Source organism: Actinoplanes sp. NPDC049668 (assembly GCF_044465445.1).
Lineage (GTDB): Bacteria > Actinomycetota > Actinomycetes > Mycobacteriales > Micromonosporaceae > Actinoplanes.
In genome coordinates, this window is record NZ_JBITLR010000001.1 from 282,345 (window position 1) to 308,006 (window position 25,662).

Sequence of the window (25,662 nt, forward strand, 5' to 3'; positions counted from 1 at the left end):
AGATAACAGCTCGGTCGCCCCCGATGACCGGTTGTTGCCGCCCCTGGGCCGCTGTGTAATCGTGTCAGCGTGGATCAAGATGGCGCCGAGACGGTCTTCTCGGTCAGCACCTCGACGAACGGCGCCCGGGCCACCGTCGTGGTCAGTGGCGAGGTCGACATGTCCACGGCCGACGCCATGTTCCAGGCGGCGACCGGTGGCGTCACCGGCGGCGTCACCCTCGACCTGCGCGCCGTCACCTTCTTCGACTCCGCCGCGATCCACGCGCTGATCCTGCTCGCGGAGCGCTACCCGGGCGCCCTCGAGGTGATCCCGTCGCCGCAGGTGCACCGGGTGCTCGACATCTCCGGCCTGGCCGGCCAGCCCTGGCTGCGCACGGGCGACTGAGGCGAGCGGTCAGTCCCGGCTGACCGGCCGCCGCAGGGTCACGGCCGTGCCGCCCTCCGAGCGGTCGACCGACAGCTCCGCCAGCGCGCCGATCAGCGCCAGCCCCCGCCCGCGGAAGCCGGCCGCGGTGGCCGGGCGCCAGCTGCCGGTGTCCCGCACGGTCGCCGTCACCGCGTCGTCGCCGACGGACACCTCCACTGTGATCACCGGCTCGACGGGATCGACGGGGTGCTCGATCGCGTTCGCCGCCGCCTCCGAGACCGCGACGGTCAGATCGAAGACGTCGTTCTCGGGCACGCCGTTCGCGGTCAGGAACTCCTCGAGCCGGTGCCGCAGCACGCGCAGCCGGGTCGGATCGGCGCGCAGCCGCAGCACGAACTCGCGCGGCTCGGTGGCCTGCAGCACCAGCAGCGCGATGTCGTCGCGGCGGGTCTGCTGCGCGGCGCCGGCCAGCAGGCTGTCCAGCAGGTCCTCGACGTGCTCGGCCGGCTTGCCCAGCTCGGTACGCAGCTCCGCCAGGCCCGCGTCGATGCCCCGGCGCCGGTCCTCGATCAGGCCGTCGGTGTAGAGCAGCAGCCGCTGCCCGGGCGCCAGCTCCGACTCGCAGGTGGGGTAGCTGACGTCGCCGAGCGCACCGATCGGCGGCCCGAGCGCCTTGGAGTAGAGCAGCTCGCCCTCCTCGCCGGGCGCGGCGACCATCGGCGACGGGTGCCCGGCCGAGGAGTAGTGCAGCCGCCGGGTGCGCGGGTCGAAGCGGACGCAGACGACGGTCGCGAACTGGCGCCCGCCGAGGTTGTCCACCAGCCGGTTGAGCCGGCTCAGCGACTCGCCGCAGTCGAAACCCTCCAGGATGTACGCCCGCAGCGCGTTCCGGAGCTGGCCCATGCCGGCCGCGGCCTGCACGCCCTTGCCGACCACGTCCCCGATCACCAGGAAGAGCGAGTCGTCCGGCGCCAGGAAGACGTCGTACCAGTCGCCGCCGACCTCGGCCTCGGAGCTGCCGGGCAGATAGCGGCTGCCCACGATCGCGCCGGGCACCCGCGGCAGCGAGTGCGGCAGCAGGCTGTGCTGCAGGGTGCTGGCGATGCGGTGCTCCGCCTCGTAGAGCCGGGCGTTCTCCAGCCGCAGGCCGACCAGGCGAGCGAGCTGGGTCAGCAGCACCGGCTCGGGCGGGCCGTCCGCGCCGGACCAGACGCTCAGCTCGCCGAGCGTCGCACCGGACGTGTCCGGCAGCGGCAGGACGACGACCGCGGCGTCCGCGGCGGCGGCACCGCCGTCCACCTCGGCCCGGGCGCCCGGAGCGGTGACCACCACACGACCCGCCGAGGTCATCGCCTGCACGTGCCGGGCCGCGACGTCGAGCACCTCGGCCGTCGTGCGGACCGTGTTGACCGCCGCGGCCGCGTCGACCAGCCCGCGAAGCCGGCTGATGATCTGCCGACGGGCCTGCCCCAGCTCGAGGTTGGCCCGGACCCGCGCGGTCAAGTCGCGCACCGAGAACGGCTTGACCAGGTAGTCGTCCGCGCCGGCCGAGAGACCCTCCACCGAGGATTCCTCGCCGGCCCGGGCGGAGAGCACCACGATCGGCACGTCCCGGGTGCGCTCGTTGGCCCGCAGCGCCTTGATCAGGCCGAAGCCGTCCAGCCGCGGCATCATCACGTCCGTCAGGACCAGGTCGAAGTGCTCCGCCCGGGTCCGTTCCAGCGCGTCGACGCCGTCCACCGCGGCCGTGACGTCCCAGTGCGGCCGCAGCAGCCGGGCGACGTGATCACGCAGGTCGGCGTTGTCGTCGACGAGCAGCACCCGGCCACGGCGGGCGTCCTGCACCTCGCCCGGCACGGCCGGCGCGGGCGGCGTCTCGTCCAGCCACCAGTGCGCCTCCTCGACGTAGAGGCGGGCCTGCTCGTCCGGCACGGCCGTGGTGCGCTCGTCGATGACCCGGTCGGCGGGCAGGTGCGCCGTCCCGAGCGGGATCGTGACCGTGAAGGTGCTGCCGACGCCCGGCTCGCTGCGCGCGGTCGCGGTGCCGTCGTGCAGCTCGGCCAGCTCGCGGACCAGGGCCAGGCCGATGCCCGTGCCCTCGTGGCTGCGCGACCAGGCGCCGGTGACCCGGTGGAAGCGGTCGAACAGCAGCCGCTGCTCGGCGGCGGAGATGCCGACGCCGGTGTCGGTGACGTCGAGCACGGCGTGGCCGTCGCGCACGGCGAGGCGGACCGAGATGACGCCGGCGGGCGTGAACTTCACCGCGTTCGAGAGCAGGTTGAAGACGATCTTCTCCCACATCTCGCGATCGACGTACACCGGCTCGGGCAGCGGCGGGCAGTCGACGTCGAGCCGCAGCCCGGCCCGCTCGGCCGCGGAGCGGAACGTGCTGGCCAGCCTGGCGGTGTAGTCGGCCAGGTCGGTCGGCCGGTACGCGGCCCGGAGCCGGCCGGACTCCAGCCGGGAGAAGTCGAGCACGGTGTTGACCAGCTTGAGCAGCCGCAGGCCGTTGCGCTGCATCGGCAGCAGGCGCTCCCGCTGGTCCTCGGTGAGGCCGGTGCCGGCGAGCAGCTCCTCGAGCGGGCCGAGGATCAGGGTCAACGGCGTGCGGAACTCGTGGCTCACGTTCGAGAAGAAGTTCGTCTTCGCCGCGTCCAGGGCGGCCAGCTCCGCGGCCCGCCGGCGTTCCTGCTCGTACGCACGCAGGTTGGCGACCGCGCGGGAGATCTGTGCGGTGGCCAGGTCGAGGAAGTCCCGGTAGCCGCGGTCCATCGCCAGGTAGCGGCTGACGCCGACGACCAGCGCCCCGACGTCGCTGGTTCCGGCGCCGACCGGCAGCACGAGCGCCTGCGGCGCGGCGGACGCGGGCGGCGGGTCGGCCGCGGCGGCGACCGGCAGGGTGCCCGGCTGGTGTGAGCGCATGACCGCCTCGACGACCCGCCGTGCCTCGGCACCGATCGGCCAGGCCGCGGTCGGTGGCAGGCCGCAGACCCCGGCCAGGGTCAGCTCGCCGCCGTCGCCGGGATCGTCGAGGTAGAGGGCGGCGAACGGCACGTCCGCCTCGTTCTCGCCGAGTACCTGCGCGACCTGGGTGCCCAGCGCGGCCTGGTCGGGCGAGTCGGCCAGGCGGGAGCCGAGTGCGCTGAGCGTACGCACGCGCCGGTCGGCCAGCACCCGGCGAGTGGTGTCGCTGACGATGCAGAAGACGCCGCCGACGCTGCCGTCGGCGAGCCGGATCGGGTCGTAGGAGACGTCGAAGTACGTCTCCTCGAGGAAGCCGTAGCGCTCGAGCATGAACGGGTGGTCGGCGGCGTAGAACGACTCGTCGCGGGCCACCACGTCGTGGAAGAGCTCCTGCAGCAGCGACCAGGTCTCGGCCCACATCTCCCGCCCCGGGCGGCCCAGGTGGCCGGGATGCTTGCTGCCCATGGTGGGCAGATAGGCGTCGTTGTAGAGCCCGCAGTACTCCGGGCCCCAGAAGAGCACGATCTGCGCCTTGGAGGCGAGCATCCGGCAGACGGCGTCGGCCAGCTCGGGGGGCCAGCCGGCCGGCTCGCCGAGCGGCGTCGACGCCCAGTCCAGCTCGAGCATGCGGCCGCCCATCTCGCCGCCGCGCTCGAACGCCGCCCGCAACCGCTCCGGCTGGGCGCCGTCGGCGCTCGCCCGCATGCATCCTCCCGCGGCTGGATCGGCGTCAAGTCCTGGCACGGTAACACCGACAGGCCGGACTTTTCAGCCGTGGCTAGCCTTGCGCCGTGGCATCCCGGTTGCTTGATCTCGCCCTGACCGAGTCGTCGCTGCGCCCGCTGCCCGGGCCGGCCGCCGAGCTGCTGCGTGCGCTGGCCGCCCCGCCGCGGCTGGGCGCACACCTGCGGATCGTGCACGACGTGGCGTGGTCGCTCACGGACGCCCTCGGCCGCAGCCGGCCGGACCTGGATTTCGACACCACGGCGGTGCTGTTCGGCGCCGCGACGCACGACATCGGCAAGGTCGTGCACGTCGAGGAGCTGTCCGGGCCCGGCCACGCGCACGAGGAGGCGGGCCGCGACCTGCTCCTGCGGTACGGCGTGCCGGCGCACCTCGCGCGCTTCGCCGGCAGCCACGCCTCCTGGGACGACCCGCACGTCACCCTCGACGAGCTGCTGGTGAGCCTCGCGGACAAGGTGTGGCGGGCGGCCCGGGTGGAGGACCTGGAGCAGCTGGTGTGCGCCCGGCTGGGCGGGGCGCCGTGGGAGGCGTTCCTGGAGCTGGACGACGTGCTCCGGCGGCTCGCGGCGGGCGCGGACGCCCGGCTCGCCTTCCAGGTGTCGTACCCGATAGCGGCCTGATCCCGAACCGGTCAGGCCGCGATCGCGGTCCCGGCCCCGGTCCCGCTCAAGCCGGCCCGGCCGGCCGCGGCCTCGGCCAGGGCCGCGAAGACGCGCAGGTCGGCGGTGCGCTCGGGGTGCCACTGCACGCCGAGGGCGAAGTACCGGTCGCGGTGTTCGATGATCTCCACGACCCGGTCGTCCGGGCACCGGCCGACCACGGTGAAGCCGCCCGGGTCGTCCACGGCCTGGTGGTGGAACGAGTTCACGGTCAGCCGCGCGCCGAGCAGCGCACGGGCGGCCGAGCCGGGCCGGAGCACCACGTCGTGGCGCCCGAAGTCCGAGGCGTCGGCGGCGAGCGGGTCGGTGCCCGGCGCGGCCCGGTGCCGCTCGTGGCCGACCAGGTCGGGCAGGTGCTGGTGCAGGGAGCCGCCGGTGGCCACGGCCATCACCTGCAGGCCCCGGCAGACGCCGAGCACGGGCAGGTCGGCGTCGAGCGCGGCGCGCATCAGCATCAGCTCGGAGGCGTCGCGGACCGGGTCGGACTCGGTGGCGGGGTGCGGCTCGGCGCCCCAGTTGGCCGGGTCGACGTCGCCGCCGCCGGCGAAGACGATGCCGTCGAGCGACTCGAGCACGTCGGTGCCGGGATCGTCAGGCGTGATCAGGACCGCGCGGCCGCCGGTGGCGTGTACCGCCTTGACGTAGGACATCGGCAGCATCCCGACCAGCTGGTCGTGGGCGCCGTACGTCGCCTGCTGGGCGTACGCGGTCAATCCGATCAGGGGCCTGCGCATCTTCCTGTGATCCTCCTCTGCCTGCTAAAACCTGCGTATCGGCCGTCCCCGGCCGTTCCTTAGCCCCCGGCGGCGGCCACCAGGGCGCCGAACAGCCGTTTGTCGCGCGTCACCTCCGGGTGCCACTGCACGCCCAGCACGAAGCTCCGCGACGGATCCTCGACCGCCTCCGGGGTGCCGTCCTCGGCCCGGCCGGTGATCGTCAGCGAGCCCGGATCGTCGACGCCCTGGTGGTGGAAGCAGTGCACCCGGGTGTCCTCGCCCATCAGGCCGGCGATCCGGCTGCCCTCGGTGAACCGGGCCTCGTGCATCCCGTAGACGCCCGGCGCGGGGCGGTGCCGCTCGTGCCCGAGCACGTCCGGCAGGTGCTGGTGCAGCGTGCCGCCCGCGGCGACCGTCAGCAGCTGCATGCCCCGGCAGACCCCGAGGATGGGCAGGTCGCGGTCCAGCGCGGCGCGGGCGAGCAGCAGCTCACCCGCGTCCCGTTCCGGCCGGGAGATGGTCTGCGGGCCCGGCTCGGCGCCGTACAGCTCGGGGGCGAGGTCGGCGCCGCCGCTGAGCACCAGCCCGTCGAGCACCCGCAGCACGTCGGCGTCGAGGTCGTCGGGCGGGAGCAGGACGGCCCGGCCGCCGGCCTGGGTCACGGCGGCGTCATAGTCGTGCGGCACCAGGGTGGTGGGCAGCTCATGCCAGACGCCCCAGGTAGCGGGCTCCACATAGGTGGTGATGCCGATGACGGGTCGCATGTTTCCACGGTATCCAGGTCCGGTTATGGATCAGGTCGCCCGAGTGGATGACCCGGGCGCCGGACCGGCCGCGACTGCGCCCCGCTCGGGTACCGGGTGCACGGCGCCCGTCCCGGAGGACGAACGCCGCGACCGGGCCCTCCGACCGCCAGTGCAGCGATTGCAGCGTGCATAGGCGGAGATACGGCCCCTACGCCCGGGTATCAGCCGGGCGTACCGGGTGCGTTCCCCGTGTCGCCGCCCGCTAAACCGTTACAGCGGTGTCACATAGGCGCCGGTGATGCCGCCGTCGACGACGAACTGCGAGGCGGTCATGAAGGACGCGTCGTCGCTGGCCAGGAACGCCACCGCCGCCGCGATCTCCGCGGGCTCCGCGAACCGGCCCATCGGCACGTGCACCAGGCGCCGCGCCGCGCGCTCGGGGTCCTTGGCGAAGAGCTCCATCAGCAGCGGCGTCGCGACCGGGCCGGGGCAGAGCGCGTTGATCCGGATGCCCTCCCGGGCGAACTGCACGCCCAGCTCCCGGGTCATCGCGAGCACCCCGCCCTTGCTGGCCGTGTACGCGATCTGCGACGTCGCCGCGCCGAGCAGCGCCACGAACGACGCGGTGTTGATGATCGATCCCTTGCCCTGGCGCTGCATGTGCGGGATCGCGTACTTGCAGCAGAAGAAGACGCTCGTGGTGTTGACCCGCAGCACGCGCTCCCACGCGTCCAGGCCGGTGACCAGGATCGAGTCGTCGTCCGGGGGCGAGATGCCGGCGTTGTTGAAGGCGATGTCGACCCGCCCGTGCCGCTCGGCCACCCCGTCGAAGAGCGCCCGGACCGCCTCCTCGTCGCTGACGTCGCAGGCGACGAACTCGCCGCCCACCTCCTCGGCCGCGGCCTTGCCGGCGTCCGCCGAGATGTCGACGCACACGACCCTGGCCCCCTCGGCCGCGAAGCGCCGCGCGGTGGCCAGCCCGATGCCGCTGCCGGCGCCGGTGATGACGGCGACCCGATCCTGCAAACGTTCCACGAAGGTCCTCTCAGCTGTCCGTCGAGATGAAGACGTTCTTGACGTCGGTGAACGACAGCAGCGCGTCGGGGCCCAGCTCGCGGCCGAGGCCGGACTGCTTCATGCCACCGAACGGCGTCCAGTAGCGCACCGACGAGTGCGAGTTGACGCTGAGGTTCCCGGCCTCGACGCCCCGCGAGACGCGCAGCGCCCGGCCCAGGTCACGGGTCCAGATCGAGCCGGAGAGGCCGTACTCGGTGTCGTTGGCGAGCCGGACCGCCTCGGCCTCGTCGCGGAACGGCAACACCGAGAGCACCGGCCCGAACACCTCCTCGCGCCAGTGCGGGTCGGCGGTCGAGTGGGCCAGCAGCACGGTCGGCGGGAACCACCAGCCGTCGCCGTCCGGCGCCGTGCCGGCGAACGCGACGTCGGCGCCGTCGGTGTAGGAGGCCACCGTCGCGCGCTGCTCGGCGGAGATCAGCGGGCCCATCTCGGCCGTCTCCAGCGCCGGGTCGGAGACCCGGAACGCCTTGACCGCCGGCTCGAGCAGCCCGAGGAAGCGCTCGTAGACCGAGTCCTGCACGAGCAGCCGGGACCGGGCGCAGCAGTCCTGGCCCGCGTTGTCGAAGACGCTCGCCGGCGCGCTCGCGGCCGCGCGTTCGAGATCGGCGTCGGCGAACACGATGTTGGCGCTCTTGCCGCCCAGCTCGAGGGTCACCCGCTTCACCTGGTCGGCGCAGCCGGCCATGATCGACTTTCCGACCGGGGTCGAGCCGGTGAAGCAGACCTTGCGCACCAGGGGGTGCGTGACGAAGCGCTGCCCGACCACCCGGCCCTTGCCGGGCAGCACCGTGAAGACGTCCTCGGGCAGGCCGGCCTCGAGCGCCAGCTCACCGAGGCGGATCGCGGTCAGCGGGGTCAGCTCGGCCGGCTTGAGCACCACGGTGTTGCCCGCGGCGAGCGCGGGCGCGAAGCCCCAGCCGGCGATCGGCATCGGGAAGTTCCACGGCACGATGATGCCGACCACGCCGAGCGGCTCGTGGAACGTGACGTCGAGGCCGCCGGCCACCGGAATCTGCCGCCCGGACAGCCGCTCCGGCGCGCCGGCGTAGAAGTCGAGCACGTCGCGGACGTTGCCCGCCTCCCAGCGGGCGTTGCCGACGGTGTGGCCCGAGTTGCGCACCTCGAGCCCGGCCAGCTGATCGAGGTGCGCGTCGACCACCGCGGCGAAGCGCCGCAGCAGGCGCGCCCGGTCACCCGGCGCGACCTGGCGCCAGGTGAGGAAGGCGCGGTGTGCCCTCTCGATCGCGGCGTCGGTCTCGTCGGGGCCGTTCGACGGTACGGTCTGCAACGCCGCGCCGGTCGCCGGATTGATCACCACTGTGCCGTCCACAGGCCACCTCCCCCGATGATCATCACACGCCGCGGGTCACAGGCGCTCGAAGCCACGGCGGAGCTCCCAGTCGGTGACCGCGGCGTCGAACGCGGCCACCTCGACCCGCGCCATGTTCGTGTAGTGGGCGACCACGTCGGCGCCGAACGCGTCCGCCGCGACCGGGCTCAGGTCCCACAGCTCGAGGGCGTCGCGCAGCGTGCCGGGCACCCGCGGCGCGGCGGCGTCCTCGTACGCGTTGCCCCGGAACTCCTCCTCGAGCTCCAGCTCGTGCTCGAGCCCGTGCACCGCGCCCGCGACCAGCGCGGCGATCGCCAGGTACGGATTCACGTCGCCGCCGGGCACCCGGTTCTCCACCCGCATGCCCTGACCGTGCCCGGCCATCCGCAGCGCGCAGGTGCGGTTGTCGACGCCCCAGCGCAGCGCGGTCGGCGCGAACGAGCCCGGCTGGTAGCGCTTGTAGGAGTTGATGTTCGGCGCGAAGAGCAGGCTGAACTCGCGCATGGTGGCGAGCAGGCCGGCCACGACCCGCTGCCCGGTGACGCTCAGGTGGGCCGGACCGTCGCCGAGCATCGCCGAGCGGCCGTCGGCGCCGCGCAGCGAGAAGTGGATGTGGCAGGAGTTGCCCTCGCGCTCGTTGGGCTTGGCCATGAAACTGAGCGCCATGCCCTCCTGCGCGGCGATCTCCTTGGCGCCGTTCTTGTAGACGACGTGGTTGTCGGCGCAGGTCAGCGCGTCCGCGTAGCGGAAGGCGATCTCGTGCTGGCCGAAGTTGCACTCGCCCTTGGCGCTCTCCGGCACGAGGCCGGCGCCGTACATCTCGTTACGGATGCGGCGCAGCAGCGGCTCGACCCGGGCGGTGCCGAGCAGCGAATAGTCCACGTTGTACTGGTTCGCCGGGGTGAGCTGGCGGTAGTTGCGGTTGAAGGCCTGCTCGTAGCTGTCCTTGAAGAGGACGAACTCGAGCTCGGTGCCCGCGTACGCGGTCAGGCCGTGCTCGGCGAGCCGGTCGAGCTGCCGGCGCAGGATCTGCCGGGGCGAGGCGTAGACGGCCTCGCCGCCGGTGGTCTCAAGGTCCGCGAGGACCATGGCCGTGCCGGGCTGCCACGGCACCCGGCGCAGCGTGGCGAAGTCGGGCCGCATGACGAAGTCGCCGTAACCGCTGCTCCACGACGACATCGCGTATCCGTCGACCGTGTTCATGTCGACGTCGACCGCGAGCAGGTAGTTGCAGCCCTCGCTGCCGCCCGCGACGACCTCGTCCATGAAGAAGCGGCCGTGCAGCCGCTTGCCCTGGAGCCGCCCCTGCATGTCGGTGAGCGCGAGCAGGACGGTGTCGATGCTGCCGTTCGAGACGGCGACGTCCAGGTCCTCTAGTTCCATGGAAGAAGTCCTATTCGCTGGAGGCCGACGGTACGGGGGCCGGGCGGACTCGCCCGGCCCCCACTACTGAATCACTCCGTCGGCAGGGTCGGCTCCCCGTGCGCGGCTTTCTCGATCAGGTTCGACCTCGGGCCGGTGAACCACTTCCGGGCGCCGGCGAACCACCAGGCGGTGGCCGCGCCGACCACGATCGCCACGGCGACGATCGTGTAGTTGAACGTGGCCGCCGTGATCGGGCTGGCCGTCGGCAGGACGAACAGGACGCAGATGACGACGACCCAGACGATCGCGATCCAGCCGACCGGCGCGCTCCACTTGCCGAGGCTCCACGGCCCGGGCTGGAAGTCCGGATTCATCCGGCGCAGCAGCACGGGACCGACGTAGGCGATGTAGAGGCCGATGACCGCGATGGAGGTGGCCGCCAGGTAGGCGGTGGTGTTCCACAGCGACGGCAGCACCAGCAGCGAGGAGCACGCCACGCAGAGCCAGATCGAGTTCGTCGGGGTGCCGGTACGGGGGTTCACCTTCTTCCAGATCGAGGAGCCCGGCAGCGCGCCGTCGCGGGAGAACGCGTACGCCATCCGCGAGTTCGCGGTGACCGACGCCATGCCGCAGAACCACTGCGCCACCATGCAGATGAAGAGCAGGAACGTGCCCGAGTTGTGCCCGACCGCGTCGATGAAGATCTGTGCGGGCGGCAGGCCGAGCGCGGTGGTCCGCGCGGTCTCGTAGTCCTGGATCGACCAGGTGATGGCGACGAGCAGGACGAATCCGGCGACCACCGAAACCACCACGGAGAGCACGATGCCCCGGGGAGCCGCCCGCGCCGCGTCGTGGGTCTCCTCCGCCACGTGCGCGGAGGCGTCGTAGCCGGTGTACGTGTACTGGGCCATCAGCAGTCCGATCAGGACGGCGTAGACACCGGCGCCGGCGAACGTGAAGCCGGTCTCGTTGCGTACCTCGAAGAACACCTCGGAGATCGGCTTGTGCTGGTCGGGCAGCACGGTGAGCATCACCACGATGATCGCGACGCCGATCAGGTGCCACCAGGCGCTGACGTCGGAGAGCACCCGGACCAGGCTCACGCCGAACGTGTTCAGCAGGCCGTGCACCAGGATGATGATCAGGAAGATCACGAAGGTGCGGGCCTTGGTGACCTCCATGTCGAAGGTCAGGCTGAGGAACGCCGAGGTGGTGATGGCCGCGCCGAAGTCGATGGCCGCGGTGACGGCCACCTCGCCGAGGAAGTTGAACCAACCGATGAACCAGGCCCAGGCGGCCTTGTTCTTCCTGGCGAGCGCGGCCGCCCACCAGTAGAGGGCGCCGGCGGTCGGATAGGCGGAGCAGACCTCCGCCATCGCGAGCGCCACGAACGTGACCATGATGCCGATGAAGAGCCAGCCGAGGGTGATGGCCAGTGGCCCGCCCGCGGTCATCGCGATGCCGTACGACGTGATGGCACCGGCCAGAATGGAAATGATCGAGAAGGAGACCGCGAAGTTGGAGAAGCCGGACAGTCGGCGGTGCAGTTCCTGCTGGTAGCCGAGCTGGGCGAGCCGTTCTTCGTCGGTGCTGGGTGCAGGGTTAACGCTCATTGCGACTCCCTTGACCGAGGGGCAGCTGTGACCTGGGCCACTGCTGTTCGGTGATGATCTACCCGGAGCGTTACGGCCGTCAATGCACAGTGTTAATTCAGTTGCCGGGCGCGAGGAGCAACCCGCACACTCGTACACATGTCAGGGCATCGAAACGCGGAGCGCGGCTCATCCCGCCAGACCTCCCGCGCGGCCCTGCCGGTGTTCTGACCGCTGCGCGCAGCGGCCGGGCCCTCGGCAGGCTCGGCGAACACCCGGGGCGCCTCCGGCGCCCCACACCCGCGGCGACGCGGGGCGCGGTCACCTCTCTCTCGACGCGGCATCGCGCTGCGCCATGCGCCCGCCCCGCGTCGCCGCCCCATTCGCCCTAAAAATCTACAGCGGCGAGGCTAGAAATTCGCAGGTGCCCGGCCTAACATGAGGGAGGTCGGCAACGCACAGCCGACACGCAACTGGCAAGGACGCTGAGTTGGTTAAGGAGGACGAGATACCGCAGCAACGCGTAATCGCAACGTCCCCGACCCGACAAGAGGTGATCGCAGCCGATGCCCATCACTCAGCCCGTCCGCTAGCGGCACGCAGGCGGATGGACGGCGCCGACGACGGTCGGCCGCAGAATTGAACAGCCAGGGCCCCGGTAACCCGCCGGGGCCCTGGACTATGTCCCGGCGTTGACGAAAGGAAGCATGGGTACCGCGTTCGACGACGCCGACTTCCCGGCGTACACGATGGGTCGCGCCGCCGACATCATCGGCGTGACGCCGGCCTTCCTGCGCAGCCTGGGCGCGGCCGGCCTGATCGAGCCGGAGCGCTCCCTCGGCGGGCACCGCAGGTACTCCCGGCACCAGCTGCAGCTGGCCGTCCGGGTCCGGCAGCTCCTCGACGAGGGCATCCTGCTGACCGCGGCGTGCCGCATCGTGATGCTCGAGGACCGGCTGGCGGCGGCGCACCGCCGCATCGTCGCCCTCGGCGGCACCCTCACCCCCGACGACGACGCCGGCCTGCCGACGCAGACCCACCCGGACATCGCGACGACCAGCTACTACCCGTCGCCCCGCCAGGAACGCTCCCCCTCGGCGCCGTGATCGACCCGCCGGCCGGGCCGCCCCGGCCTCGGCGTTAGCGTTGTACGCATGCCGCACCGCACCGTTCCCGCCGCGTGGCTCGAGCCGCCGACGGCCGAGCGCGGGCCGGACGGCTCCGCGGTCGCGGCGGTCGCCGGATGCGCGAGCCTCGCCGGCTTACTGATCATGCTGTTCGCCCTGGTCGCCGCGCCCGGATCGTGGCTGCTGGGTTACATCAGCGAGGCCGGCACGCCCGGGCTGCCGCTCGCCACGCCGTACCGCTTCGGGCTGGTCCTGCTCGCCGCCGGCGCCGGGCTCCTCGGCCTCGCCCTGCGGCGGCGGTCCCGGCTCGTCGCGCAGCTGCTCGGCGGCGCCGCGGCCTTCGCCGCGACCTCCGGCGCCGTGCCCTGCAGCGGCGGTTGCCCGCTGCCGCCCTTCGAGCCGACGACCGCCGGCGACGTGGTGCACGCGGCGGCCACCATCGTCGCGGCGCTGCTGGTGGTCGGCGCGATGGTCACGGTCGCGCTCAGCCCGGCCCTGCGCCCCGCGGTCCGCCGACTCGCCGCCGCCGCGGCGGCGCTGATCGTGCCGCTCGGCGCCGCCCTCGGCGCGGTCATGGTGCTGGCCGGGCGCGTACCGGCGGGCGCCGCCCTGGAACGGCTCGTCGTGCTCGTCGGCGTCGGCTGGGTCGTCGGCACCGCCGTGCTGACGGCGCGAGGCGCCGTCGACGGATCCGGCCTAGCGTTGGACCATGACCAACGTGCTGAAGGTGGAGGCCGTCAGTCGCAGCTTCGGTGACCGCCGGGTGCTGCGGGATGTCACGTTCGACGTACGGGCCGGGCGGATGACCGGCTTCGTCGGCGCGAACGGCGCCGGCAAGACCACGACGATGCGCATCATCCTCGGCGTGCTCGCGGCCGATGCGGGCGAGGTGACCTGGCGGGGCACCGCGCTGACCCGCGAGCTGCGGCAGCGCTTCGGCTACATGCCGGAGGAGCGCGGCCTGTACCCGAAGATGACCGCCGCCGACCAGGTCGTCTACCTGGGCCGACTGCACGGCATGACCGCCGCCGCGGCCCGGCGCGGCACCACCGAGCTGCTCGAACGCCTCGGCCTCGGCGACCGGGCCGGCGAGCAGATCGAGAAGCTCTCGCTCGGCAACCAGCAGCGGGTGCAGATCGCCGCCGCGCTGGTGCACGACCCCGAGGTCCTGATCCTGGACGAGCCCTTCTCCGGCCTCGACCCGCTCGCCGTGGACGTGGTCGTCGCCGTGCTCCGCGAGCGGGCGTCCGCCGGTGTGCCGGTGCTGTTCTCCAGCCACCAGCTCGACCTCGTCGAGCGACTCTGCGACGACCTCGTGATCGTCACCGACGGCGCCATCCGGGCGGCCGGCAGCCGAGCGGAGCTGCGCGCCGGCCACGCACTCCCCCGGTTCGCGCTCGAGGTGGACACGGACGCGGGCTGGCTGCGCGAGCACGGCGGGGTCACGCTGATCGATCTCGACGGTCCGCGCGCCGTCTTCGAGCTCGCGCCCGGCGCGGACGATCAGGAGATCCTGCGGTCCGCGCTGACCCGCGGCCCGGTCCGATCCTTCAACCCGGTCGCGCCGTCGCTGGCCGAGATCTTCCGGGAGGTGCACCAGTGACCACAGTCGCCGCCGCCAAGCTGGTCGCGGCCCGGGAGGTGCGGGTTCGGCTCCGGGACAAGACCTTCATCTTCAGCACGGTGTTCTTCCTGCTGATCGCCGTGGCCACCACGGTGTTGCCGGCCCTGCTCGACGGCGGGCCGCCGAGCGTCGCGGTCGCCGACCGGACCGCCGCCGCGGCGCTGCGGGCCGCCGGCCTGGAGGTCCGCGAGGTCGCCGGCGACGCCGAGGCGGAACGGCTGGTGCGCGACGGCGACGTCGAGGCCGCGGTGGTCGCCGGGCCGGCGGTGCTCGCCCTCGACGAGGCGCCGCGGGAGGTCGTCGGCGCGCTGAGCACGGCGCCGCCGGTGCGGTTGCTCGACCCGGAAGCCGTCGATCCGTTCCTCGCCTTCGCCGTGCCGTTCGCGCTGGCCTTCATCTTCTTCATGACCTCGTTCACCTTCGGGCTGCAGATCGCGATGAGCGTGACCGAGGAGAAGCAGACCCGGATCGTCGAGATCCTCGTCGCCAGCGTGCCGGTCCGCGCCCTGCTGGGCGGGAAGGTCGCGGCGATGACGCTGCTGGCGTTCGGCCAGATCGCGCTGATCGCCCTCGTCGCGCTCGCCGGAATGCGGATCGCCGGGCTGGGCACCGACGTGATCGGGGCGGTCGGGCCGGCGGTCGCCTGGTTCCTGCCGTTCTTCATGCTCGGCTTCGTGATGCTGGCCACGCTCTGGGCCGGCGTCGGCGCCCTCGCGGCGCGCCAGGAGGACATCAACGGCGCGTCCGCGCCGCTGCAGATCGCGGTGATGGGCCCGTTCTTCGCGGTGATCTTCCTGCAGGACAACCCCGTGGCGATGACGGTGCTGTCGTACATACCGTTCTCGGCGCCGATCGCGATGCCGGTCCGGCTGTTCAACGGCGAGGCCGCGGCCTGGGAGCCGATCGCGTCGCTGGTCGTCCTCGCGATCTCGACGGTCGGTCTGCTCGCCGTCGGTGCCCGCATCTACGAGGGTTCGCTGCTGCGCACCAACGGGCGTACGTCCCTGGCGACGGCCTGGCGCGGAGGGTCCGCGGCGGGATGAGAGGTCAGCCGACCCGGCGGACGAGGCCGAGCAGGGAGCGCTCGACGTCCTCGATCGGGCGGTCCGGCTGGAACACCAGCCAGTCGACCGCCACCACCAGGCCGACCCCGAACAGCGCCGACGCGGCCACCCGGACGTCGAGGTCGGCCGGCAGGTCCCCGGAGTCGACGCCGGCCCGGACGGTCTCCGCGATGGTCCCGATCGCCTCCTCCCGCAGCAGCACCAGCGTCTGCTGCCACTCCCGGTTGGTGCGCCACATCTCCGAGAGCAGCAGCTGCGCGAACGACCGGTACCGGCGGATGTACTCGAGCTGCGCCCGGACCAGCGCCGCGACCGCGTCCCGGGGCGGCAGGCCCTTGACCGCGGCGCGGAAGTCCTCGGTCAGCAGGCCGATGCCGTGCCGGAGCAGCTCCTCGAAGAGCGCCGTCTTCGAGGCGAAGTTGTAGTAGACGGTGCCCTTGGCGACCTTGGCCCGCAGGGCGATGTCGTCGACCGTCGTCGCCGAGAAGCCCTGCTCCGCGATCAGCTCGACCGCCGCCTCGAACAGGCGCTGCCGGGTGTCCTCGCGCCTGCGGGTCCTGCCGTCCACGTTGTCAGATCACCAGCTCCGGGTGCAGGGCGGACGGGGTCAGGCGGCGGGCCCGGCCGGCGACCGCGACGGTCAGGGCCAGCGCGCCGAGGGCGAAGCAGAGCAGCACCAGCGCGCCCTTGCTCACCGTACCGGCCGGGCCGCCGTCGATCGCGTGCCGGAGGGCCTCGACGACGTACGTCATCGGCAGCGCCGGGTGGACCGCCTGGAAGAAGGCCGGCGAGGTCTGCACCGGATAGGTGCCGCCCGAGGAGGTCAGCTGCAACATCAGCAGGGCCAGCGCGACGACCCGGCCGGCCGGGCCGAGCGCGGCGCCGAGCAGCTGCATGATCGCGGCGAACGCGGTGGCGGTCAGCATCATGAGGCCGAGGGTGGCGATCGGGTTCACCGGGCTCAGGCCGAGCCCGAACACCACCACCGCGAAGAGCAGCACGGCCTGCGCCAGCCCGACCGCGACCGCCGGCAGCAGGCCGGCCAGGGCGACCCGGTACGCGGGTGCGGCCGAGACGATGTAGCGCCGGTTCAGCGGCCGCAACACCATGAAGCTGATCATCGCGCCGACCCACAGGGCCAGGGCCAGGAAGTACGGCGCGAAGCCGACGCCATAGGTGGCGGCCGGGTGGCGCACCGTCCGGTCGAGACCGACCGGCTCGCTCAGCGCCTCCGCCCGGTCCGCGGTGTCCTCGCCGTACCCGGGGATCTGCTCCGCGCCGTCCGACAGCCCGGAGGCCAGCTCGGCGGCGCCGCCCTGCAGGTCGCCGAGGCCCGAGGCGAGCCGGTGGCCCCCGGCGGACAGCCGGTCGAGCCCGCCGTCGAGGTGGCGTGCGCCGGAGGCCAGCTGGTAGATGCCGCCGCGCAGGTCGGTCGCGCCGGCCGCGGCGTCGGCGGTGCCGTCGTTCAGCCGCTGCGCGCCCGTCGCGAGCTTGCCGAGGCCGGTGGCCAGATCGTCGATGTTCTTGCGGGCGGCGGCGACGTCGTCGGCCAGGCGCGGTGCGGCGTCGGCGACCTTGCGGGCCGTCACGGCGACGTCGTGCAGGCGCTCGCTGAGGCCGTCCAGGTCGGCGGCGCGGATCGTGGACTGCACCCGCCGCGCGGCGGCGACCAGCTCACCGGCGGTCGCGCGGGCCTCGCCGATCCCGGCGGTGTCGTCGGGCAGGCCGTCCAGGTACGCCTGGAGCCGCTCGGCGCGCTCCACCGCGTCGTCGGCGGCGGAGCTCAGCTTGCCGACGTTGCGGGCCAGCAGGTCGGCGCCGTCCGCGGCCTTGTTCGCGGCGTCCTCGATGCGCTTGGCGTTGTTGCGCAGCATCGGCTCGATCCGGTCCGCTGCGGTGTCGACCGCGGTCGCCAGCCGCTTGCCGCCGGCGGCGGCCTGCCGGGTGCCCGAGGCGAGCTGCGCCGCGCCGGATTGCAGCGTGGCCAGCCCGTCGGCGAGGTCGCCCGCGCCGCGCGCGGCGCTGCCGAGGCCGCCGGAGAGCTGCCCCGCACCCCGGCTGGCGTCGTTGAGCCCGCCCTCGAGCCGGTCGGCGCCCGTGCTCGCGTCGGTCAGGCCGGCGTCGAGCTTCCCGGCGCCGTCGGCCGCCTCCTGGGTCTGCTCCCGCAGGTCGGTGAAGCCGATCAGCATCTTGTCGAAGTAGCCGGCCTGCGCGCTCCTCGCGGCGGCGGTCCGCACCTCCTCGAAGGCGGTACGGGCGAAGACGCCGGAGAGATAGTTCGTAGCGTCGTCGCTGAGGACGACGAGCTGCGCGGATCTCGGCACGGCGTCGGCGTCGGGCCCGGTGGTCAGGTTGGCGGAGAAGTCACGCGGGATGCGCAGGGCGAGGTGGTACCTGCCGTCGGCGAGGCCGGCCTCGGCGCCGCGCGCGTCGGTCACCTGCCAGTCGAAGACCTCGCGCTCGATCAGCTCGTCGGCGAGGTCCCGGCCGGCATTGACCTTGGTGCCGTCGGTCGCGGTGGCCTGGACATCCTCGACGACCAGGGCGGCGGGGATGTGGTTGAGGCGGCCGTAGGGGTCCCAGAAGGCGTAGAGGTAGAGCGCGCCGTAGAGCAGCGGGATGACGGCGACGACCACGAGGGCGGCGGCGGGCAGCCGGCCGCGGAAGAAGCGGCGCAGCTCGAAGCCGGCGAGCCGCACGCTGGAAAACCTGGTCATGACTTCTCCTCGCCCCGCTCGTCCTCGTCTTCGTTTTCGTCTTCGTTTTCGTCTTCCACAACCAGCTCCGCGTCGACCACGTCCGCATCGACCGGCTCGGCGTCGACCGGCTCCGCATCAACCACCTCCGCCTCGACCGGCTCGGCTTCAACCAGCTCGGCGTCGACCACCTCGACGTCGGCCGGCTCGGCGTCCGCCGGCTCGGCGTCGGCAGGCTCGCTCTCGGCCGGTGGCTGGTCGGCGGGGCCGCCCAGGCGTACCGATGTGGACACCCGGGCCGGATCGACCTCCCGGGCGGTCACCAGGACCGCGATGCCGTCGGCGGCGACGTCGGCGAGCAGGCCCCAGAGCGACTCCGACTCCCGCCGGTCCACCCCCTCGTCCACTCCGTCCAGTGCCACCGCCCGCGGGTTCTCCAGCCGGGCCAGCACCAGCCCGAGCACCTGGCGCTGATAGGGGCTGAGCTCGAAGCCCTTCAGCGCCGGGTCGAGGCCGAGCAGCGGCACCGCCGCGGCCTCCCGCGGCGACCGGCCGACGAGCAGCAGCCGCTCCCGGACGTGCTCGCGCACCGTCAGCAGCGGCTCGGGCGAGGTCACCTCGGGCACGTAGCCCAGCGCGGCCGAGCCGACAACGCTCCCCGCCGACAACCGGAAGCGCCGGGCGAGCGCGAGCAGCACCGTCGTCCGGCCGCTGCCGGGCGGGCCGACGACGGCGACGATGTCGCCCGGTTCGGCGGTGACGTCGAGGTCGCGGAAGAGCCATCGGCGGCGGCGACGCACGCCCGCCCCGGTCGCGGTCAGCACCGGCATCAGACACCCAACTTTTAAGACTGACTGGTCAGTTCAAAAACTTACCGCCAGACGCCCGTCGATGGCCGCACCCGTGGTGGACCTCACGGCCGAGACAGGGCAGTATCGGGACATGTCGACGCGCTGGGGCATGACCGTACCGCTGGGCGGGGTTCCGCTGGCCGATCACGCCGCGGTCTTCGCGGCCCTGACCGACGCGGGCTTCACCGACCTGTGGAGCTCCGAGGTCGCCGGCACCGACGCCTTCACGCCGCTGACGCTCGCGGCCGCGTGGCAGCCCCGGGTGCGGCTCGGCACGGCGATCACCCCGGTCTTCACCCGCGGCCCCGGGCTGCTGGCGATGACCGCCGCCGCGCTGGCCGAGGCCGCGCCCGGCCGCTTCCAGCTGGGCATCGGCGCGTCCTCACCGGTCGTGGTCGGCGACTGGAACGCCGCCGAATTCACCAGGCCGTTCGCCCGCAGCCGCGACATGCTGCGCTTCCTGCGCGCCGCCCTGGCCGGCGAGCTGGTCGACCGGGAGTTCGAGACGTTCCGGGTGCGCCGCTTCCGGCTCGAGCGGCCGCCGGCCCTGCCGCCGGCGCTGCTGCTCGCGGCGCTGCGGCCCGGCATGCTCCGGCTGGCGGCGGCCGAGGCCGACGGCGTGATCCTGAACTGGCTGGCCGCCACCGACGTGTCCCGGGCGCTGACCGAGGCGAAATCGGACCGGCCCGGCTTCGACGTGGTCGCGCGCATCTTCGTCTGCCCGACCCGGGACGCCGACTACGCGCGCACCGTCGGCCGCCGGATGATCGCGGCCTACCTGACCGTGCCGGCCTACGCGGAGTTCCACCGCTGGCTGGGGCGCGAGGCGGGGCTGGGTGCGATGTGGACGGCCTGGGCGGCGGGCGACCGCCGGGGCGCGCTGGCGGCGATCCCGGACGAGGTGGTCGACGAGCTGATCGTGCACGGCTCGCCCGAGGAGTGCCGCGACCACGTGGCCACCTACGCGGAGGCCGGCGTCAAGGTCCCGGTGATGGCCCTGGTCCCGACCCCGGAGCTCGAGAAGGCCGACCCGGCAACACTGGCCCAGCTGCTCACCAAGCTCGGCCGCGGCTAGAAGAGCACCGTGGCGAAGCTGCCGTTCGGCACGAAGCCGCAACGCGCGTAGACCCGGCGCGCCGGGGTGTTGTAGTCGTTCACGTACAGGCTCACGGTCGGCGCGACGCGGCGCAGCGCGTCCCGGACCACCGCGGCCATCGCGCCCGCGGCCAGCCCACGGCCGCGGTACTCCGGGTCGACCCAGACGCCCTGCACCTGCGTGGTCCGCCGGGTGACGATCGCCAGCTCGGCCTTGAAGACGACCCGGTCGCCGACGAACCGCGCGTAGGCACGCTTGGCGCGCACCAGGTCGGCGATCCGCCGCCGGTAGCCCCGGCCGCCGTCGTCGAGCAGCGGCGAGACGCCGACCTCCTCGGTGTACATCGCCACCGCCGCCGGGAAGAGCTGGTCGACCTCGCCGAGCTTCACCAGGCGCACCTGCGGATCCGGGGCGATCGGCGCCTCGCGGTCGGCGACCAGCAACGGCTGGTGCGGCCGCACGTCGCGCGCCGGCCCCCAGTGCCCGCCGAGCCGGTCCCAGAGCTCGAGCACCGCGTCCGCGCGCCCGATGATCGACGAACAGATCCGCGGCTCGGCGCCGAGCAGGTCGGCGTAGGCGGCCACCGCCGCTGGCGTCGCGCACACCGGCACGAGATGCGCGCCCGACCAGCACACGGACTCGACCCGGCGGCCGGTCCCGTAGCCGTATATCCGGCCGTCGGAGCGCCACCAGTTCAGCCCATGTGCCGCCACACGCTCGGCGATCTGGGCACCGGCGTACGGGTCTTGGTCGAGGATCCACTCGACCGCCGCCCGCTCGGGCTCCCCGAGTTGGCGAATGGGCACCGTCAGCACAGCTACCAGATTGCCAGATGACGGCCGTCACACGCCCCACCCGCCCCGGCGAAGAATAGAAAGCCTTGCGGGCGACATGTTGCCGATATATCGTCTAACTATCGCCAACAGATCGGAGAAGCTCATGAGGTATCGACACATGCGCGACATGCACGAGGGCCGCGGTCGCGGGTTCGGCTTCCCGCCCGGCTTCCCCTTCGGCCCGGGCGGACCCGGTGGCTTCGGCGGATTCGGTGGCTTCGGCGCCGGCGGCCCGGGCGGGCACGGTCACCGCCGCGGCGGCCGCGGCAGCCGCCCCAACGTCCGGCCGGCCCTGCTCGCGCTGCTGCTCGAGCGGCCCATGCACGGCTACGAGATGATCCAGGAGCTGGAGAGCCGCACCGGCGGCATCTGGCGCCCGAGCCCGGGCTCGGTCTACCCGACCCTGCAGCTGCTCGAGGACGAGGGCCTCATCGAGGCCGAGGTCACCGGCGGCCGCAAGCGCTTCACGCTCACCGAGACCGGCCGCGCGGAAGCCATCGCCGCGGCGGAGAACCCGCCGTGGAACCAGTTCAGCAACGACACGATGTCCCAGGTGCAGGACTTCCGCGACGCGGCGATCGGCATCATGGACGCACTCCGCCAGGTGGGCTTCAACGGCACCCCGGAGCAGAGGCAGCGGGCGTTGGAAATTCTGAACGAGACCAAGCGCAAGCTCTACGCCGTCCTCGCCGACGGCGAGTGAAGGTTCTTCACAGTCGTGGTCCAGGCCTCGTCATTGGTCCGGCGCCTTCTTCAGTACGGCGCGAGGGCCACCACAACCGCAACACCGTCGCCCACCCGCACACCAGAACCGGGCGTCTACGTGCCACCGCCCGCCCCGGCCATCCCGCGCCACGCCGCAACGGATGCCCGGGCCGGGCGACGCGCCGCCACCTCACTGCTTTGAACCCCGGAGCGACCCGGCCGGCCCACCCCGCGGGCCGGCCGAACCCCCAGAGCAACCCACCGACTCAACCAGCGGCCGAGTAGAACCGCCGTTGAGCAGCTCGGGCGACCGACCGGTTCAGCCCGGCGGTCGGGCCACGGTCCGGACCGGCGACTGGCTCTGAGACTGGAGGCGGTTGCCGGTGTTGCGGTTGGGGACGGCCGTAGCCGTACCGGAAAAGTGGTTTGGTGTCGGGGTTCAGTGGACCGTGACGGTCGGGCCTGGGAGGAGTTCCCTCAGCTCGTCGGGGAGCTCCGCGCCCATTTGGTCGGCTAGGCGCAGGGCCTCTTCGACCAGGGTCTCGACGATGATCGACTCCGGGACCGTCTTGATGACCTGGCCCTTTACGAAGATCTGCCCCTTGCCGTTGCCGGAGGCTACGCCGAGGTCCGCCTCGCGCGCCTCGCCGGGGCCGTTGACGACGCAGCCCATGACCGCGACGCGCAGCGGCACCGGGAACCCGTCGAGCGCCGCCGTGACCTGCTCAGCGAGCGTGTAGACGTCGACCTGTGCGCGGCCGCACGACGGGCAGGAGACGATCTCGAGGCCGCGCTCACGCAGGCCGAGCGACTCGAGAATCCCCTGGCCGACCTTGATCTCCTCGACCGGCGGCGCGGAGAGGGAGACCCGGATGGTGTCGCCGATGCCCTCGGCCAGCAGTGCGCCGAACGCCACCGCGCTCTTGATCGTGCCCTGGAACGCCGGGCCGGCCTCGGTCACGCCGAGGTGCAGCGGGTAGTCGCACTGCTCGGCGAGCTGGCGGTATGCGCGGATCATCACGACCGGGTCGTTGTGCTTGACCGAGATCTTGATGTCGCGGAAGCCGTGCTCCTCGAAGAGCGAGCATTCCCAGAGCGCCGACTCGACCAGGGCCTCGGCCGTCGCCTTGCCGTACTTCTGCAGCAGGCGCTTGTCGAGCGAGCCCGCGTTGACGCCGATGCGGATCGGGACCCGCGCGTCGCCGGCGGCCTTGGCGATCTCCTTGACCTTGTCGTCGAACTGGCGGATGTTGCCCGGGTTGACCCGGACCGCCGCGCAGCCGGCGTCGATCGCCGCGAAGACGTAGCGGGGCTGGAAGTGGATGTCCGCGATCACCGGGATCTGCGACTTCTTCGCGATCGCCGGCAGCGCCTCGACGTCGTCCTGCGACGGCACGGCGACCCGGACGATCTGGCAGCCGGCGGCGGTGAGCTCGGCGATCTGCTGGAGCGTCGCGTTGACGTCGGAGGTCAGCGTCGTGGTCATCGACTGGACGCTGACCGGCGCGCCACCGCCGACCAGGACGCCGCCGACGTCGATCTGGCGGCTCAGCCGACGGGTGGCCAGCGGGGGCGGCGGAACTGCCGGCATGCCGAGACTGACAGCGGTCATTATTTACGCACTCTCACTTTGAGAAGATGGTGATCGGGTTGATCACGTCGGCGGTGGCGGTCAGCAGCGTGAACGCGCCACCTATCAGGATGACGACGTAGGTCAGCGGCATCAGCTTGAAGTAGTCGACCCGGCCCGGGTCCGGCTTGTGCAGCCTCGCGTAGAGCCACGAGCGCACCCGCTCGTACCAGGCGATGGCGATGTGGCCGCCGTCGAGCGGCAGCAGCGGCAGCAGGTTGAAGATGCCGATGAAGACGTTCAGCGAGATGAAGATCAGCAGGAACAGCTCGGGCACGCCGCGCTCGATCGCCTCGCCGCCGATCCGGCTCGCGCCGATGACGCTGATCGGAGTGTTCGGGTCGCGCTCCTCGCCGAGGATCGAGCGCCAGAGCGCCGGGATCTTCTCGGGGATCCGCTTCATCGCCACGAACGAGCCCTCGACCAGGCTCCAGTCGTAGCTCAGGCTGGCGCCGATGCCGTCGATCGGGCCGTAGGTGACGGTGCCCGGCATGTCGATGCTCTGGCCGATACCCACCACCGAGACCGTGGCGAGCGGGCCCTTCGGGTCGTCGAGCGGCGGGCGCTGCGCCTCGATCATGTTCACGGTGGTGCTGCCGGCCACGCCGTCGCGGGTGTACTCGAACTTCGTCGGCCCGGCCTTCGCGGACCGGATCACCTCGGTGAGCTGGCCGTAGCCGGTGATCGGGGTGTCGCCGACCTTGGTGATCACGTCACCGGTGCGCAGTCCTGCCGCGGTCGAGGGCGCCACCACGTCGGTGCCGACGCCGGCCTGGCACTTCTTCTCGCTGTAGACGGTCTGCACGCAGTCGGCGACCGAGATCCGGGCCGGCAGCGCCTTCTGCTCCGCGACGGTGGTCGGCAGGTCGGGGTTGGGCAGGCCGACGAAGACCGCGGCGCACCAGGCGGCGACGATGGCCAGCGCGAAGTGGGTGGCCGAGCCGGCGGACATCACGATCGTGCGCTTCCACACCGGGTAGCGCCACATGGCCCGCGGCTGGTCCGCCTCCGAGACGTCGTCGTCCTGCGGGGTCATCCCGACGATCTTGCAGAAGCCGCCGAGCGGGATGGCCTTGAGGCCGTACTCGGTCTCGCCGCGGTGGAACGAGAAGATCGTCGGGCCGAAGCCGACGAAGTACTTCGTCACCTTCATCCCGAACCGCTTCGCCGTGAGCATGTGACCCAGCTCATGGAGGCTGACGGAGATCAAAATCGCCAGCGCGAAGGCCGCCACTCCCAACCAGTACAGCATCAGGCTCCTTCAGCCGCTGTCGCGATCATCCGCTGTGCCTGGGCACGCGCCCAGGCCTCCGCGGAAAGCACCTCATCGACGGTACCCGGTTCGTCGAAATCAGGAGCTGCCGCGAGCACCGCCTCGAGGGTGTCGACGATGCCAAGAAAAGGTAGCCGACCGGACACGAAGGCGGCCACACACTCTTCGTTCGCCGCGTTGTAGATGGCCGGCCGACAGTGGCCGGCCTCACCCGCGGCCTTGGCCAGCCGTACCGCGGGGAACGCCTCGTCATCGAGCGGGCGCAGCTCCCAGTTGTGTGCCAGGGTCCAGTCGACCGCCGCCGCGGCGTCCGGCACCCGGTCCGGCCAGGCCAGCGCCAGGGCGATCGGCAGCCGCATGTCGGGCGGGCTGGCCTGCGCCAGCGTCGACCCGTCGACGAACTCGACCAGCGAGTGCAGCACCGACTGCGGGTGGACGGTGACCTCGATCGCGGAGTACGGCACACCGAACAGCTCGTGCGCCTCGATCACCTCGAGCCCCTTGTTCACCATGGTGGCCGAGTTGATCGTGACGACCGGGCCCATGTCCCACGTCGGGTGCTTGAGCGCCTCCTCCGGTGTGACGTTCGTCAGCTCGGCGCGCCGCCGGTCCCGGAAGGCGCCGCCGCTGGCGGTCAGGATCAGCCTGCGCACCTCGGCGGCGGACCCGCCGCGCAGGCACTGCGCCAGCGCGGAGTGCTCGGAGTCGACGGGCACGATCTGCCCCGGCCGCGTCACCGCGGCCTTGACCAGCGGGCCGCCGGCGACCAGCGACTCCTTGTTGGCGAGCGCGAGGGTACGCCCGGCGCGCAGCGCCGCCAGCGTCGGCGCGAGCCCGAGGCTGCCGACGACCCCGTTGAGCACCACGTCACACGGCCACTGCGCGAGCTCGGTCATCGCGTCCGGCCCGGCGACGATCTTCGGCAGCCGGAAGTCGCCGGTGGCCCAGCCCCGCTTCTGCGCCTCGGCGTAGAAGGCGAGCTGCAGGTCCTGCACCGCGCTGGAGTACGCGACCCCGACGACGTCGACCTCGAGCTCGAGCGCCTGCGCCGCGAGCAGCTCGACGTTGCCGCCACCGGCGCCGAGCGCGACGACCCGGAACTTGTCCGGATTGCGGCGCACGATGTCGATGGCCTGAGTACCGATGGACCCGGTGGACCCGAGCAGGACTAGCTCTCGCATGGACCCATCTTCCCCTG

22 protein-coding genes are annotated in these 25,662 nt (G+C 72.5%); 8 read left to right on the forward strand and 14 right to left on the reverse strand.

Features of this window, described 5'->3' with window-relative positions:
- Window positions 1–69 precede the first annotated feature (69 nt).
- Window positions 70–387: an STAS domain-containing protein gene (locus ACIBSW_RS01330; RefSeq protein WP_354719465.1), complete on the forward strand. Its 318-nt coding sequence runs from the start codon at window positions 70–72 to the stop codon at window positions 385–387.
- 9 nt (window positions 388–396) lie between these two features.
- On the opposite strand, the gene ACIBSW_RS01335 is transcribed toward ACIBSW_RS01330, so the two are convergent.
- A complete protein-coding gene (locus tag ACIBSW_RS01335) occupies window positions 397–4,038 on the reverse strand; it encodes a SpoIIE family protein phosphatase (protein ID WP_354719467.1) in 3,642 nt (1,213 codons plus the stop codon).
- A gap of 86 nt (window positions 4,039–4,124) precedes the next feature.
- Between ACIBSW_RS01335 and ACIBSW_RS01340 the strand changes: the two genes are divergently transcribed.
- Entirely contained in the window at window positions 4,125–4,697 is a 573-nt protein-coding gene (locus ACIBSW_RS01340; RefSeq protein WP_354719469.1) for an HD domain-containing protein, read from the forward strand.
- Between the two features lie 11 nt (window positions 4,698–4,708).
- Here ACIBSW_RS01340 and ACIBSW_RS01345 read toward each other — a convergent pair whose 3' ends face one another.
- From ACIBSW_RS01345 to ACIBSW_RS01370, 6 genes are all read right to left on the reverse strand, one after another.
- Entirely contained in the window at window positions 4,709–5,470 is a 762-nt protein-coding gene (locus tag ACIBSW_RS01345; protein WP_354719471.1) for a gamma-glutamyl-gamma-aminobutyrate hydrolase family protein, read from the reverse strand.
- Window positions 5,471–5,529: 59 nt separating this feature from the next.
- The gene (locus ACIBSW_RS01350; RefSeq protein ID WP_354719473.1) at window positions 5,530–6,216 is read right to left on the reverse strand and encodes a gamma-glutamyl-gamma-aminobutyrate hydrolase family protein; all 687 of its coding nucleotides are present in this window, start codon (window positions 6,214–6,216) and stop codon (window positions 5,530–5,532) included.
- A 252-nt stretch (window positions 6,217–6,468) separates the two neighbouring features.
- Complete coding sequence (locus tag ACIBSW_RS01355) at window positions 6,469–7,233, reverse strand: 3-oxoacyl-ACP reductase (protein ID WP_354719474.1); 765 nt, start codon at window positions 7,231–7,233, stop codon at window positions 6,469–6,471.
- A gap of 10 nt (window positions 7,234–7,243) precedes the next feature.
- Window positions 7,244–8,605: an aldehyde dehydrogenase family protein gene (locus ACIBSW_RS01360; RefSeq protein ID WP_354719476.1), complete on the reverse strand. Its 1,362-nt coding sequence runs from the start codon at window positions 8,603–8,605 to the stop codon at window positions 7,244–7,246.
- Between the two features lie 36 nt (window positions 8,606–8,641).
- Window positions 8,642–9,988, reverse strand: coding sequence for a glutamine synthetase family protein (locus tag ACIBSW_RS01365; RefSeq protein ID WP_354719478.1), 1,347 nt, complete (start codon window positions 9,986–9,988; stop codon window positions 8,642–8,644).
- Window positions 9,989–10,059: 71 nt separating this feature from the next.
- Window positions 10,060–11,583, reverse strand: a complete 1,524-nt coding sequence (locus tag ACIBSW_RS01370) for an amino acid permease (RefSeq protein WP_354719479.1) — start codon at window positions 11,581–11,583, stop codon at window positions 10,060–10,062.
- Between the two features lie 686 nt (window positions 11,584–12,269).
- Here ACIBSW_RS01370 and ACIBSW_RS01375 point away from each other — a divergent pair.
- The 4 genes from ACIBSW_RS01375 to ACIBSW_RS01390 are packed head-to-tail and all read left to right on the forward strand — an operon-like array spanning window position 12,270 to window position 15,356.
- Window positions 12,270–12,668 carry a MerR family transcriptional regulator gene (locus ACIBSW_RS01375; RefSeq protein ID WP_354719481.1) on the forward strand — a complete coding sequence of 133 codons (399 nt, stop codon included), beginning with the start codon at window positions 12,270–12,272 and terminating at the stop codon, window positions 12,666–12,668.
- A gap of 48 nt (window positions 12,669–12,716) precedes the next feature.
- Window positions 12,717–13,445, forward strand: a complete 729-nt coding sequence (locus ACIBSW_RS01380) for a DUF998 domain-containing protein (RefSeq protein WP_354719483.1) — start codon at window positions 12,717–12,719, stop codon at window positions 13,443–13,445.
- On the forward strand, window positions 13,399–14,292 hold the full coding sequence (locus tag ACIBSW_RS01385) for an ATP-binding cassette domain-containing protein (protein WP_354719485.1): 894 nt from the start codon (window positions 13,399–13,401) through the stop codon (window positions 14,290–14,292). The genes ACIBSW_RS01380 and ACIBSW_RS01385 overlap by 47 nt, the downstream gene beginning before the upstream one ends.
- Window positions 14,289–15,356, forward strand: a complete 1,068-nt coding sequence (locus tag ACIBSW_RS01390; RefSeq protein WP_354719487.1) for an ABC transporter permease — start codon at window positions 14,289–14,291, stop codon at window positions 15,354–15,356. The genes ACIBSW_RS01385 and ACIBSW_RS01390 overlap by 4 nt, the downstream gene beginning before the upstream one ends.
- A gap of 4 nt (window positions 15,357–15,360) precedes the next feature.
- Here the strand turns inward: ACIBSW_RS01390 and ACIBSW_RS01395 are convergent, their stop codons facing one another.
- Genes ACIBSW_RS01395 through ACIBSW_RS01405 form a run of 3 tightly spaced genes read right to left on the reverse strand, consistent with a single transcriptional unit; the run spans window position 15,361 to window position 18,903 of the window.
- Window positions 15,361–15,945 (reverse strand): TetR family transcriptional regulator, encoded by a 585-nt coding sequence (locus ACIBSW_RS01395; protein WP_354719489.1) that lies wholly within the window; start codon window positions 15,943–15,945, stop codon window positions 15,361–15,363.
- A gap of 4 nt (window positions 15,946–15,949) precedes the next feature.
- A complete protein-coding gene (locus ACIBSW_RS01400; protein ID WP_354719491.1) occupies window positions 15,950–18,094 on the reverse strand; it encodes a YhgE/Pip domain-containing protein in 2,145 nt (714 codons plus the stop codon).
- Window positions 18,091–18,903, reverse strand: a complete 813-nt coding sequence (locus ACIBSW_RS01405; protein ID WP_354719493.1) for an ATP-binding cassette domain-containing protein — start codon at window positions 18,901–18,903, stop codon at window positions 18,091–18,093. Before ACIBSW_RS01405 ends, ACIBSW_RS01400 begins: the two co-directional genes overlap by 4 nt.
- Before the next feature lie 112 nt (window positions 18,904–19,015).
- On the opposite strand from ACIBSW_RS01405, the gene ACIBSW_RS01410 reads away from it, so the two are divergent.
- A complete protein-coding gene (locus ACIBSW_RS01410) occupies window positions 19,016–19,999 on the forward strand; it encodes an LLM class F420-dependent oxidoreductase (protein ID WP_354719494.1) in 984 nt (327 codons plus the stop codon).
- Here the strand turns inward: ACIBSW_RS01410 and ACIBSW_RS01415 are convergent.
- Entirely contained in the window at window positions 19,996–20,835 is an 840-nt protein-coding gene (locus ACIBSW_RS01415) for a GNAT family N-acetyltransferase (protein ID WP_354719496.1), read from the reverse strand. The genes ACIBSW_RS01410 and ACIBSW_RS01415 overlap by 4 nt on opposite strands.
- 124 nt (window positions 20,836–20,959) lie before the next feature.
- Between ACIBSW_RS01415 and ACIBSW_RS01420 the strand changes: the two genes are divergently transcribed.
- A complete protein-coding gene (locus ACIBSW_RS01420) occupies window positions 20,960–21,559 on the forward strand; it encodes a PadR family transcriptional regulator (protein ID WP_354719498.1) in 600 nt (199 codons plus the stop codon).
- A gap of 441 nt (window positions 21,560–22,000) precedes the next feature.
- Here ACIBSW_RS01420 and ispG read toward each other — a convergent pair whose 3' ends face one another.
- From ispG to dxr, 3 genes are read right to left on the reverse strand one after another with little or no spacing between them, the layout of a single operon-like run.
- The gene (gene ispG / locus ACIBSW_RS01425; RefSeq protein ID WP_354719500.1) at window positions 22,001–23,173 is read right to left on the reverse strand and encodes a flavodoxin-dependent (E)-4-hydroxy-3-methylbut-2-enyl-diphosphate synthase; all 1,173 of its coding nucleotides are present in this window, start codon (window positions 23,171–23,173) and stop codon (window positions 22,001–22,003) included.
- Window positions 23,174–23,186: 13 nt separating this feature from the next.
- Window positions 23,187–24,443, reverse strand: coding sequence for a site-2 protease family protein (locus ACIBSW_RS01430; protein ID WP_354719502.1), 1,257 nt, complete (start codon window positions 24,441–24,443; stop codon window positions 23,187–23,189).
- Window positions 24,443–25,645, reverse strand: coding sequence for a 1-deoxy-D-xylulose-5-phosphate reductoisomerase (gene dxr / locus ACIBSW_RS01435; RefSeq protein ID WP_354719504.1), 1,203 nt, complete (start codon window positions 25,643–25,645; stop codon window positions 24,443–24,445). The genes ACIBSW_RS01430 and dxr overlap by 1 nt, the downstream gene beginning before the upstream one ends.
- Window positions 25,646–25,662: the final 17 nt, after the last annotated feature.